Origin of the sequence: Vibrio panuliri (genome assembly GCF_009938205.1) — a bacterium.
Lineage (GTDB): Bacteria > Pseudomonadota > Gammaproteobacteria > Enterobacterales > Vibrionaceae > Vibrio > Vibrio panuliri.
On the sequence record NZ_AP019654.1, the window covers coordinates 59,165 to 72,434 of the forward strand.

A 13,270-nucleotide genomic window follows, 5' to 3' on the forward strand; every position below is an offset into this window, starting at 1 on the left:
TAAGTAGAAAGTAAAATCTAGCTCTTTAACAATTTGGAAAGCTGACAAAACAACAATTTATTGTTGTTTGTAAAGTTCTCAAAGTATTCATTTATGAATACACAAAAACACATTCAAGTGTTCTTGGAATTTGAGTCCGGCAAAATCGAGTCTGCATCATGTATAAAAATTGCAGACAACTTTGGTGATTTGAACATCAACTCGAAACTCCTTCGGGTTGTATGGTTAAGTGACTAAGCGTACACGGTGGATGCCTTGGCAGTCAGAGGCGATGAAGGACGTATTAACTTGCGATAAGCCCAGATTAGGCAGTAAAAGCCACTTGAGTCTGGGATTTCCGAATGGGGAAACCCACTTACATAAGTAAGTATCGTTATGTGAATACATAGCATAACGAGGCGAACCGGGGGAACTGAAACATCTAAGTACCCCGAGGAAAAGAAATCAACCGAGATTCCGAAAGTAGCGGCGAGCGAAATTGGACTAGCCCTTAAGCTTTATACACGTTAGACGAACGGTCTGGAAAGTCCGACGATACAGGGTGATAGTCCCGTAGTTGACGATGTGTGTTCAGTGAAATCGAGTAGGGCGGGACACGTGTTATCCTGTCTGAATATGGGGGGACCATCCTCCAAGGCTAAATACTACTGACTGACCGATAGTGAACCAGTACCGTGAGGGAAAGGCGAAAAGAACCCCTGTGAGGGGAGTGAAATAGAACCTGAAACCGTGTACGTACAAGCAGTAGGAGCAGGCTTTGTCCTGTGACTGCGTACCTTTTGTATAATGGGTCAGCGACTTATATTCAGTGGCAAGGTTAACCATCTAGGGGAGCCGTAGGGAAACCGAGTCTTAACTGGGCGTTCAGTCTCTGGATATAGACCCGAAACCAGGTGATCTAGCCATGGGCAGGTTGAAGGTTGAGTAACATCAACTGGAGGACCGAACCGACTAATGTTGAAAAATTAGCGGATGACTTGTGGCTAGGGGTGAAAGGCCAATCAAACCTGGAGATAGCTGGTTCTCCCCGAAAGCTATTTAGGTAGCGCCTCGGACGAATACTACTGGGGGTAGAGCACTGTTAAGGCTAGGGGGTCATCCCGACTTACCAACCCTTTGCAAACTCCGAATACCAGTAAGTACTATCCGGGAGACACACGGCGGGTGCTAACGTCCGTCGTGGAGAGGGAAACAACCCAGACCGCCAGCTAAGGTCCCAAATTATAGCTAAGTGGGAAACGATGTGGGAAGGCTTAGACAGCTAGGATGTTGGCTTAGAAGCAGCCATCATTTAAAGAAAGCGTAATAGCTCACTAGTCGAGTCGGCCTGCGCGGAAGATGTAACGGGGCTAAGCTATAAACCGAAGCTGCGGCAATAACTTTTAGTTATTGGGTAGGGGAGCGTTCTGTAAGCCGTTGAAGGTGTGTTGTAAAGCATGCTGGAGGTATCAGAAGTGCGAATGCTGACATGAGTAACGATAAAGGGGGTGAAAAACCTCCTCGCCGGAAGACCAAGGGTTCCTGTCCAACGTTAATCGGGGCAGGGTAAGTCGACCCCTAAGGCGAGGCCGAAAGGCGTAGTCGATGGGAAACGGGTTAATATTCCCGTACTTCTTACAATTGCGATGGGGGGACGGAGAAGGCTAGGTGGGCCTGGCGACGGTTGTCCAGGTTCAAGTGCGTAGGCTTAAGAGTTAGGTAAATCCGGCTCTTTTTAAGGCTGAGACACGACGTCGAGCTACTACGGTAGTGAAGTCATTGATGCCATGCTTCCAGGAAAAGCCTCTAAGCTTCAGATTGTAAGGAATCGTACCCCAAACCGACACAGGTGGTCGGGTAGAGAATACCAAGGCGCTTGAGAGAACTCGGGTGAAGGAACTAGGCAAAATGGTACCGTAACTTCGGGAGAAGGTACGCTCTTGACGGTGAAGTCCCTTGCGGATGGAGCTATTGAGAGTCGCAGATACCAGGTGGCTGCAACTGTTTATTAAAAACACAGCACTGTGCAAAATCGTAAGATGACGTATACGGTGTGACGCCTGCCCGGTGCCGGAAGGTTAATTGATGGGGTTAGACTTAGGTCGAAGCTCTTGATCGAAGCCCCGGTAAACGGCGGCCGTAACTATAACGGTCCTAAGGTAGCGAAATTCCTTGTCGGGTAAGTTCCGACCTGCACGAATGGCGTAATGATGGCCACGCTGTCTCCACCCGAGACTCAGTGAAATTGAAATCGCTGTGAAGATGCAGTGTACCCGCGGCTAGACGGAAAGACCCCGTGAACCTTTACTACAGCTTGGCACTGAACATTGACCCTACATGTGTAGGATAGGTGGGAGGCTTTGAAGCACGTACGCCAGTATGTGTGGAGCCGTCCTTGAAATACCACCCTTGTAGTGTTGATGTTCTAACGTCGACCCCTAATCGGGGTTACGGACAGTGCCTGGTGGGTAGTTTGACTGGGGCGGTCTCCTCCCAAAGAGTAACGGAGGAGCACGAAGGTGGGCTAAACACGGTTGGACATCGTGTGGTTAGTGCAATGGCATAAGCCCGCTTAACTGCGAGAATGACAATTCGAGCAGGTACGAAAGTAGGTCATAGTGATCCGGTGGTTCTGTATGGAAGGGCCATCGCTCAACGGATAAAAGGTACTCCGGGGATAACAGGCTGATACCGCCCAAGAGTTCATATCGACGGCGGTGTTTGGCACCTCGATGTCGGCTCATCACATCCTGGGGCTGAAGTCGGTCCCAAGGGTATGGCTGTTCGCCATTTAAAGTGGTACGCGAGCTGGGTTTAGAACGTCGTGAGACAGTTCGGTCCCTATCTGCCGTGGGCGTTGGAGAATTGAAAGGGGCTGCTCCTAGTACGAGAGGACCGGAGTGGACGAACCTCTGGTGTTCGGGTTGTGTCGCCAGACGCATTGCCCGGTAGCTAAGTTCGGAATCGATAACCGCTGAAAGCATCTAAGCGGGAAGCGAGCCTTGAGATGAGTTCTCCCTGATACTTTAAGTATCCTAAAGGGTTGTCGGAGACTACGACGTTGATAGGTCAGGTGTGTAAGTGCTGTGAGGCATTGAGCTAACTGATACTAATTGCCCGTGAGGCTTAACCATACAACACCCAAGGGGTTTTGATGGACTCAAAGCAAGAACAAAACTTGATTGTGTAGAGAACACAAAAACAGCTTTCCAGATTAAAGAATTTGCTTGGCGACCATAGCGATTTGGACCCACCTGATTTCCATGCCGAACTCAGAAGTGAAACGAATTAGCGCCGATGGTAGTGTGGGGCTTCCCCATGTGAGAGTAGGACATCGCCAGGCTTGCTTACCTGTTTTTAGATTTTGAAAAATCTAAAGGCAAAACTAAAACATAGCATTATTAAGTAAGACTAAGTTTTAGGAACAATTTGTGGAGAGATGGCTGAGTGGTTGAAAGCACCGGTCTTGAAAACCGGCATACGTTAATAGCGTATCTAGGGTTCAAATCCCTATCTCTCCGCCACTATTAAAAAAGCCCGCTAACATCTAGCGGGCTTTTTGCTATGTGCTATTCAGGAAAAGATAGGCTGCAGAACTTTATCTAGGGTTGATTGGAGCGACGCGAAAAACGTTGTTAGCCGATGGCGCTTTAAGACCGCTGCCCATGTGGTTGTGAACCGTGAATCCCTAGTTGTGTTCAACCCGAGCTTTCCGTGACTATTAAAAAAGCCCGCTAATTTCTAGCGGGCTTTTTGCTATTTAACTTTTTGCTATTTAAAATTCTGGCCTATCTTAAAGCTACCCCTCCATCATTGATTCATGCTCGAGTTCCTTCCCTTACTGCACTCTTCATGAAAGCTTGGGTCTAACGAATTGGTATTGAAATACCGCTCTAGCGATGTGAGCACTCAGTTGTCTTACTCTAGACAGTCATATGACTGGTGTATTCGCTGACTTTAACGGCTGAGATATGGTGGTACTAATAACAAGTTTGAGGTGCTCGCTTTATAAGGCGTAATGAGGCGGGTTTACTGCTTTCAGGAAGAGTGGTGCTTTGCAACAAGGCGCTGTTGAGTAGATAAAAGGATGAGAGCAAAGCGCTCTCAACCTTTTAGAGGGAGGGATTTAGTGAGCCTTAAAACCTTTTAACTCAGCATTGATATAAAGCGTTTCTAGCTTCTTAAGTTCGACATCTAAGTTAGGGGTTGGGTTAGCAACACCTTCAATATCAACAGTAAGGTCATGCTCATTTTTCCATGGGTAAATGACCGTTCTATTGGCACCATAGCTCGCCCCTGTACTGGTTAACGTCACCCCATTGTTGTGCGCGTAAGGGGTTTGAATGTCGTTAACAGCAAGCAAGTTGCGGCCCCCAAGAGAGGTGTATGTTGCGTTAGAAAGACTGAACGCATAGAGAGTCGGGAAGATATCTCTATGTGAGCCAATTCGATTGGCTTGATACTTGTGGGGCGTGTGCGCAAGGATACTCTCTGGAACATAGAGATAGAATGGTACTGAGTGCGCAGTGCCGAGATCCTCTGGAAACGAAATTGAAAATTCGCGCAAGCGATGATCGCCAGAAGCGGAAATAAGCGTATTTTCGCCTAAAGACGAACTCTTTATCTCCGACACAAAATCCCCTAGAGCGTCATTTGCGTATTGATATGTTTCGTAGATCTTACGTGCTTTAGGCTCGTCCATATCTACCTTACGCATCATTTTTTCGCTCACTTTGAGCGCTGCTGGCTGATAGTTATCTGGGATTTGATACGGTGGGTGGTTAGTCTGAGTCTGAATCATGATGACTACAGGGCGTTGACTCTGTTTAAGGATTTGCTCAGCAAACTTAAAGGTATACTTATCTGGCGCTCCCCATGTGGCAGAGTATTGCTCCGCTTCTGGAAAAGCTTCATAGATATCTTCTTCTGAGTAGAACTGATCGACACCTTGTAGAGGTAAATAGTGCTTAAGGTTCCGCCATAGTGGACTGCCACCTGTGATATAGACGATGTCATAGCCAGCCTGTTTATAGGGTAAGAACGCCGTCTCTTTGAGCACAGTCTTTTGCTCGCTGCCATGACTAAGCGATGAGATGTTACTATGAAATAGCATCATCGCAATGCTATTGATGGTGCCATCAGTGCCCGATAAGAAGCGTTCAAAATGAAAATCGCTTTGGTAGTGTGGTCGTAGAGAACCTAGTAGGTCAGTCGTCTTCTCGCTGTCATCAACCAGTAGATTTGTCCCCATACTTTCCATTAATGCAAATACAACGTTAGGCTTATTGTCGGCCAGATAGTCGTTGTGTGCGGTGGAGTATACGGCGTCAGCTTGTCCGAGTACTTTTTCCATCTGCTGGTTGTACTCATCTTTCGAAACGCTGTGGAACTTGTCACTCTTTTTGTGGCTACTGCGTGCCCAGTCTAGCGCCAATAAAGCGTTTGGTGTCACCTTGTTTAACACTTCATAGCTAGAGACGTTGGCATGGTATTGTTTTAAAGGGAACGTGCCAATGGAGCCTCGTGCGAAGATAAAGTAGATCGCGATAGTGATAACCAGCGAAATAACTGTGATGATCGGGCTACGTTGCGGCCAAGTCAGCTTGGCAATTTTACGCCAAGCGATCGTCACGAGTTGAGTCGTAATCGCTGTAATGACGATTGCGGCTATAGTGGATGTGACAATTGGGTAATCTTGCCACATGGTCGTTAAAACTGCCGAGGTATCATCTTCGACTAAGCCAAAAATAAAGATATCAAAATGATTGCTGTATGTTTTGTAGTAGTAGTAGTTGCCGATAGAGGCTGCGGCGGCGATAAAATAAACGATACCACTATAAATAGGGATACAACGCGTCAACCTTCCAAATAACTTTGTTCCGGCAAAAATAAGACCGAGCAGAAAAAATGGCGCAAAAGCGATGGTAGCCACGCGCATATCAAAGCGAAAACCAATAACAATTGATTGTAAGTAATCAGGCAGAACTCGCGAGATTTGTGTCAAATCGCCAATAGAGAAAGTAAATAACTGGCGGGATATCGAAAGTATTAAAGCGAGTAGCGCAACTTGAACCCATACCAAGCGAACGAGCTTTTGAGCATTGTTTTGGTACATAAAAAAATTAAGAGAGTATTGAGTGATCAGAATTGTAGTAAACAAAATATAGATATAAAACTACACGCGCATCACCTTGTTGCGTTACATAATGTTAGCATGGTGAATTGCTCAACATTTTACCACAGGAGACGAACAATGCTAAAAGCTTGTTACATAGAATATGTGAGCAAGCATGGCGATTTGGATAATTATTACTAATTATCTCTTTTCTAAACAAAGTGATTATAGTGAGTTTGCAATAAGCTATTGCTATTTAAGATATAAATATATTGATATAGTGATATAAGTTATTGATAATAACTGATGTTAAAGCTATTAATATATGGAGGCCATTGGCCTGTTGTTAATTTGTTTTACTTAGATTATATATTTATTTAACGATTGTCATGCTGTTATTATTTGCTACCGTCTCTCTTCTCTGTTGAATACGAGATTAAAGAATATGCATGACTTCTCTTCATTTTCTCGATGGCAATTAGTTTTTCATTCTAAGTAAGCTAACGTGTTCAATATCGTATAATAATATTTACATCAAAATCCAAAGCTGATGAGTTGAATTTATTCTAAACTTGTTGTTTGGATCACACCCAGTTTTGCTTTGCTAGCAAATTTATATATTTGTTGCAATATTTCTAGATCGTATTTTCTTAACAAATAGTGGTCGTTCGTCATATAAATAAATAAAATGTCTGTGTTTTTATTTATTTACAACATGACTATTTCTATTGAACGCTGAGTTGTTCCTTTGAATAAGTAAATGAACTTTAATAGCAGAAACATTGATACGCAGAGTTACTCTATTGTCACTGAATTTCTAAACGAAATACGAGACAAATATCATTTGTAAGGTGAGAGTTCTTTCGTATTAGCTTTAAAGTTAAGAGGTTTACATAAATGCGCGGTGTGATTTCGATTCAAAGTCATGTGGTATATGGCCATGCGGGAAATAGCTCAGCTGTATTTCCTATGCAACGTATGGGGTTTGAAGTTTTCCCAATTCATACGGTGCAGTTTTCAAATCACACCCAATACTCTGAGGGTTGGACTGGTCATGCCTTTCCTGCTTCGGATATAGAACAACTGACCCAAGGTCTAGAAAAAATCGGTGCGCTGAAAAAATGTGATGCAGTGGTAACGGGTTATCAAGGTAGTGTCGACCAATGTGAGATGGTTGCCGACTTGGTAAGGAAAGTGAAAGCTTATAACCCTGCTTCTATTTATGTCTGTGATCCTGTGATGGGCGCTCCCGATAAAGGCTGTATCGTTAGTGAAGGTATTTCAGATTACCTGCTAAATACTCTGATGCCTATGGCTGACGTTATCGTGCCAAACCAGTTTGAGCTCAGCCAGTTTGTTGGGATGGAAATCCACAATCTGAATGATGCGGTGGCAGCATGTAAGAAAGCTTTGACTCTAGGTCCGCACATTGTGTTAGTAAAACATCTATATTCGATTTCGGATGATAAGTTCTCAATGATGTTAGCGTTTGACGATCAGTGCTTTATTGCACAGCGTCCTCAACTGGATTTCGACAAACCTCTCGTCGGTGTCGGTGATCTAATTTCATCTCTATTCACTGCAGGTTTACTCAAAGAGTGGTCGGTTGCTCGAGCGTTTAAACACTGTAATGAAGCTGCCTATGCCGTAGTGAAGAAGACCCATCAACTAGGTGAATGGGAACTGCAAACTATTGCGGCTCAGGATGAGATTGTTGAGCCAACCGAGAAATTCGAGTTGGGGAAGTGTGTGCAGGATAATTCTTTCACATACTACTCGATCTAAACGCGCATCATTGCCCTCACCCCCTTTTGCTTTTCTAGCCGTTCATTGGACTCTTGCCGCTGATGAACGGCTTTTTTTGTCAGCAATAAAAAAACCGATACAAAGTATCGGTTTAAATCTTATGCATTCCGTAATGAGTTAGCGATCTGCCACTTTTTCTCTCAGAGCTTGTTTCTCTTCTGTTGAGATAAAGGCAAGCTCTAGACCATTGATTTGCGCTCGGCGAATTTGCTCTGCTGTCAGCCCTGCTTGTGGTGCTGCAACTTCGTATTCGTGCGGCAACTCAATACCTTCTACCGCTGGGTCATCCGTATTGATACAAGCCATCACGCCATGGTCAAGGAACTGTTTTAGTGGGTGGTGAGCTAATGATTCAACGGTACTAGTTTGAATATTTGAGGTTAGGCACGACTCGATACCAATTTTGTGCTCTGCCAAGTAATCCATTAGCTTAGGATCGTGAATAGCTTTTACGCCATGACCAATACGGGTGGCACCTAGCTCTTGAATGGCTTGCCACATACTTTCCGATCCTGCCGCTTCACCCGCGTGTACTGTAACGTTAAGGCCGGCATCTTTTACTTGAGCAAAGTGTTTAACAAAGAGCTCACCTGGTTGGCCTAGCTCATCACCTGCTAAGTCGACAGCAACGATATGGTCCTTCTGAGTCAGGATTGCGTCGAGCTCTTGCTGACAAGCTTCTGTGCCGAATGTACGGCTCATGATACCGATAAGATTCGCTTTGATGCCAAAGTCACGAACACCCGCTTTAACGCCATCAACGACAGCTTCTACAACGCCTGCGACAGGAAGATTATGTTTCATTGCCATGTAGTAAGGTGAAAAACGCAGCTCGGTATAGTCAATTTGTGCTTTAAGTGCATCTTCCACGTTCTCATAAGCGACACGGCGGCAGGCGTCAAGATCGCCTAGTACAGCGACACCCCAATCGAGTTTCGACAAGAAAGCGACCAGAGAAGGCTCCGCTTCAACAATTTGTACGTGAGGGGTTAAACCTGCAATGTCGTTCGCTGGTAAAGCAACGCCAAACTTTTGGCCTAACTCAAGAATAGTTTGAGTACGGATATTTCCGTCAAGATGGCGGTGGAGATCGGTGAGGGGCAAATTCTTAGTTATCATTATACTTAGCTCAATTGTGTGATTTGAGCTAAGTATAAGAAGCAAATTACTGAGTGTCAGCCCAATATAACGGCAAAATCAGTGAAAATTGGCCATTACGACTTCATGTTAACTAAATTTGTTGGCCATTGTTCAAAAGGAACTGGGCGGCTATATAAGAAACCTTGTCCTTGTGAACACTCAAGTTGTTTGAGCATTTCAGCTTGTTCATGAGTTTCAATACCCTCAGCAACAATGTCGACTTTCATGCCACGCGTCATGTTAATGATTGCTGCAACAATGGATGTGTCGAGATGGTCATGATCCAATTTGTTGACGAATGTGCGATCAATTTTAAGGCAATCAAAGGGTAATTTATGCAAATAGGCTAAAGAGCTATAGCCAGTGCCGAAGTCATCAATTGCGATTTGAATCCCGAGATCTCTGATCGCCTGCATGTTTTGAATCGTCACAGGGTCGTTGTCAACCAAGCGAGATTCGGTAATTTCTAACGTCAGGTTATGAGCGGGCAGTTTAGACTCGGTGAGAACTTTGGTCAGTTGCTCAACCAGTTTTGCTTGTGATAACTGGTTTACGGACAGATTGACATGTAAGTGGAAATCTTGCTCCCATTTTCCTTGTTGCATCCCTAGAACGGCGTCGTGACATGCTTTGGACAAGACCATTTCACCGATTGAAGAAATAAAGCCGCTCTCCTCTGCCAGAGGAATAAACTCCAGAGGTGAAATCAAACCTTCTGTGGGGGATAGCCAGCGAGCCAAGGCTTCAGCACCAATCACTTTACCTGATTGAATGTCGACGATCGGCTGATAGTAGGGAACAAACTCTTGCAGTTCTATTGCCTGCTTTATTTTCGCGAGCATGCGGGTTTTATTGCGTGATTTATCTGCCATCTCAGGCTTGTAGTAGCTTACAGAAGCCTGTTCTTGCTTGGCATTACTTAAAGCGATGCTGCCATTGCGTAACCATGTTGTCATGGTTTCTTGTTGGTGATCTTTAACCACGCCGAGTGAGACTTGAAGCACAATGCTCTCTTGCATTAGGCAAAATGGAGCGGCAAACATCTGTTGGATACGTGCTATTGCGAAAGAGATCTCTTCGCTACTTTGTACATTCGGTAGGTAGATAGCAAACTCATCTCCCCCAATACGGGCGATTAAAGCATCGTCTTCAAATGTTGATTTCATTCGCTCAGCAACGATCACCAGCAATTGATCGCCACAGAGATGACCGATACTGTCGTTTATATGCCTAAACTTATTGATACCAATTAGGATAAGGCTGCCGTCCAACTGCTCCAGCTTGCTGCAAGTATTGACCAGACCTTCTCGGCTATACAGTTTCGTCAGCGAATCATATAAAAGCTGGTTGCTAATCTCATAAAATGACGCTTTAAGGTTATCTGCCATTTCATTAAAGGCGTGAACGAGCATTGAGGTTTCATAGACGTTACCTGGTTTTGGCAGTTCACTGTCCCAGTTGCCTTGAGCAAGTTGCTTGGCTGCATTTGCGGTGGAGGTTATCGGTGTCACCGTTCGATTGAAGGCAATCAAGCCAAGTATGATGCCAACAGAGCTGACGATAAAGCCAATTAGCCAACTCTCATGCTGATGATCGAGCATTGAGCCAAGCAGCTCATGTTCAGAGATTGAAACGCCAATAAACCAGTTAAGCCCTTCGGCGTTTTTATATGGCGTAACGAGGTGAAAATATCGCTCACCTTCAACATAAGTGGTGAACAGGCGGTGGGCTTGGCTCAGAGCATAAGAATCTGAGTAACTAGCACTGGATTGGATCACTGGATGAGAGCTTTCTGAGGCAAGCAAACGCTGCCCTTTAAGGCTATGTGTCGTCCCCCAAGAGATAATACTGCCGCCAGTTGAATGAGCGATAAGACGACGAGATTCATCGAACAGAAAGATGACCGCACCAGTATCTTTCTGTTGCTGACCTAAAAATGTGTTGAATGTACTCAGTTTAACATCACTAACAACAACCCCTTGCAAAGTGTTGCCATAATAGACGGGCTCGGTAGCGGAAAGAGTCACTTCTTGGCGTTCATCTGCGTTGGCATATATTGGTGACCATCGTGAGTCATTAATGCCAGCATATGGCTTGTACCATGGGCGAAAGCGTGGGTCGTAATCTTTAATTACAGAACGAATATTGTTGCTGATCTCATGGCCTTGATAGATCACCAACCCTCGTTGATGAAGGTGATCTTGCAGCATGAGAGAGTATTCATCATAGGTCTCTTTACGTAGGCCTACATACTCACCGTTTTGTCCGCCAAAGCCGATGTTGTCGAGTTGTGGGACATGACTATACAGGTCGCGAAATTTGCTCAACATCGTATTTTGAATTGCTGAGACATCATAGGGTTTGTACAGATGATGGAGTTCAATACTGTGGCTGAGCGCTAAGCTCGCTTGCATCGGTTGGAATAGGAAGGCTGACAGTTCAAGCTCGACGTTTTCACTCAATGCAGACAGCTGTTTTCGACTGACATCCGAGGCCATTTTCTCATAATTGTTGTTCTGCACGACGGTGAGCACCGTAAACGTTGTCAGAAATATCAACAAAAAAGGCAAAACCACCGCTGTTCTTAACGTAAATTGAGTGTTAAGTGACATTAATATCAGTTCTTTAAATATGATGTACTGTAATTGTATCGATTTTAATCGATAAGGCGAGTGGTTTGTAGACACCCGCCATAAGAAATTGACAGATCTATCATTCTAGAGAATAGGTTAATTTTGTCCTTGAATTGACAAAAAAGTGCTGATTTTGGGTTGTGAAACCCGAGTTAAAATGACAGAACAGAGCGTTTAGTAAAGCTCTTTTAGCTTTCTTGTTAAGGTGTTACGTCCCCATCCTAACACTTTCGCTGCATCTTGCTTGTGTCCATTGGTATGCTCTAACGCCACTTCCAGCAAAATGCGTTCAAACTCCGGTTGTGCCGCGTTCAATAGTTCGGTTTCACCACTGGCAAGAGCGTGTTTGGCCCATTGAGTGAGATGTTGCTGCCAGCCTCCGTCAGTACTAGAGCTGCTAACCGTTTTGGCTTCAAGCAGTTCAGCTGGAAGGTCATTGGGGAGGACTTCACTGCCACTCGCCATAACCGTTAACCAACGACAAATATTCTCCAACTGTCGCACGTTACCCGGCCAGTCGAGTTTGGATAAGGTTTCTATGGTTGAGGGATGTAGGGTTTTTACATCGACGGCTAACTCTTCAGAGGCTAGTTGCAAAAAGTGTAATGCCAATTTCTCTATATCTTGTCGACGTTCGCGCAAGGCTGGTATTTGAATGCGAATAACGTTGAGGCGGTGGAACAAATCCTCGCGAAAGTCACCTTTATGTACCAGTTTTTCGAGATCTTGGTGTGTTGCTGCCACGATTCGAACATCAACACGAATGGGGGAGTGCCCACCGACACGATAGAACTGCCCATCAGCCAAAACACGAAGTAAACGGGTTTGAATATCTAGCGGCATATCCCCAATTTCATCCAGAAACAGTGTGCCGCCATTGGCTTGTTCAAAGCGCCCTTGACGTACGCTATTTGCGCCAGTGAAAGCCCCTTTTTCATGACCAAAGAGCTCTGATTCAATGAGGTCTTTGGGAATCGCAGCCATGTTTAACGCAATAAATGGATTTTGTGCGCGTGGACTGTGTCGATGAAGCGCGTGTGCAACCAGTTCTTTGCCCGTACCAGACTCGCCATTAATTAGCACTGATATTGATGAGCGTGACAGGCGTCCGATGGCACGAAACACTTCTTGCATTGATGGCGCTTCGCCAATGATTTCAGGTGTTGGTTGCAGTTGTGCATCGGCTTTTGCTTGTTGCTGGCGTTGCTCTTGATTGTGGGCGATGGCGCGTTCAACCAAGGTTAAAGTTTCATCCACATCAAAGGGTTTGGGTAGGTATTCAAAAGCACCTTGTTGATAGGCATTGACCGCAGCGTCTAGATCTGAGTGCGCAGTCATTATAATCACCGGCAGATCGGGTGATTGCTCGTGAACTTGGCTAAGCAGTTCTATGCCGCTAATCCCTGGCATACGGATATCTGAGATCAGTACGTCTGGGGTTTCACGTTCTAGAGCAAGTAACACGCTCTCGGCGTCGGCGAAGGTATCGCATTTAATATTGGCTGAAGAGAGTGTCTTTTCCATCACCCAGCGAATGGAACTGTCATCATCGACGACCCATACGTTTCCTTTGCTCATATTTTTGTTCCTCACAGCC

The 13,270-nt window shown here is 45.1% G+C and carries 5 protein-coding genes, 1 tRNA gene and 2 rRNA genes; 4 read left to right on the top strand and 4 right to left on the bottom strand.

Features of this window, described 5'->3' with window-relative positions:
• Positions 1–223: 223 nt before the first annotated feature.
• From GZK95_RS00295 to GZK95_RS00305, 3 genes are all read left to right on the top strand, one after another.
• Positions 224–3,113, top strand: a 23S ribosomal RNA gene (locus GZK95_RS00295).
• Positions 3,114–3,205: 92 nt separating this feature from the next.
• Positions 3,206–3,322, top strand: a 5S ribosomal RNA gene (gene rrf / locus GZK95_RS00300).
• Positions 3,323–3,412: 90 nt separating this feature from the next.
• Positions 3,413–3,503, top strand: a tRNA-Ser gene (locus GZK95_RS00305).
• A gap of 602 nt (positions 3,504–4,105) precedes the next feature.
• Here the strand turns inward: GZK95_RS00305 and GZK95_RS00310 are convergent.
• Positions 4,106–6,094: an LTA synthase family protein gene (locus tag GZK95_RS00310; protein WP_075714032.1), complete on the bottom strand. Its 1,989-nt coding sequence runs from the start codon at positions 6,092–6,094 to the stop codon at positions 4,106–4,108.
• A gap of 897 nt (positions 6,095–6,991) precedes the next feature.
• Here GZK95_RS00310 and pdxY point away from each other — a divergent pair.
• Positions 6,992–7,879 carry a pyridoxal kinase PdxY gene (gene pdxY / locus GZK95_RS00315; protein WP_075710463.1) on the top strand — a complete coding sequence of 296 codons (888 nt, stop codon included), beginning with the start codon at positions 6,992–6,994 and terminating at the stop codon, positions 7,877–7,879.
• A gap of 138 nt (positions 7,880–8,017) precedes the next feature.
• Here the strand turns inward: pdxY and add are convergent, their stop codons facing one another.
• From add to glnG, 3 genes are all read right to left on the bottom strand, one after another.
• Positions 8,018–9,019: an adenosine deaminase gene (gene add, locus GZK95_RS00320; RefSeq protein ID WP_075712911.1), complete on the bottom strand. Its 1,002-nt coding sequence runs from the start codon at positions 9,017–9,019 to the stop codon at positions 8,018–8,020.
• Positions 9,020–9,114: 95 nt separating this feature from the next.
• Positions 9,115–11,652 (bottom strand): phosphodiesterase GepA, encoded by a 2,538-nt coding sequence (gene gepA / locus GZK95_RS00325; protein ID WP_075712909.1) that lies wholly within the window; start codon positions 11,650–11,652, stop codon positions 9,115–9,117.
• Between the two features lie 195 nt (positions 11,653–11,847).
• Positions 11,848–13,251 carry a nitrogen regulation protein NR(I) gene (gene glnG / locus GZK95_RS00330; protein WP_075710469.1) on the bottom strand — a complete coding sequence of 468 codons (1,404 nt, stop codon included), beginning with the start codon at positions 13,249–13,251 and terminating at the stop codon, positions 11,848–11,850.
• Between the last annotated feature and the right edge of the window lie 19 nt (positions 13,252–13,270).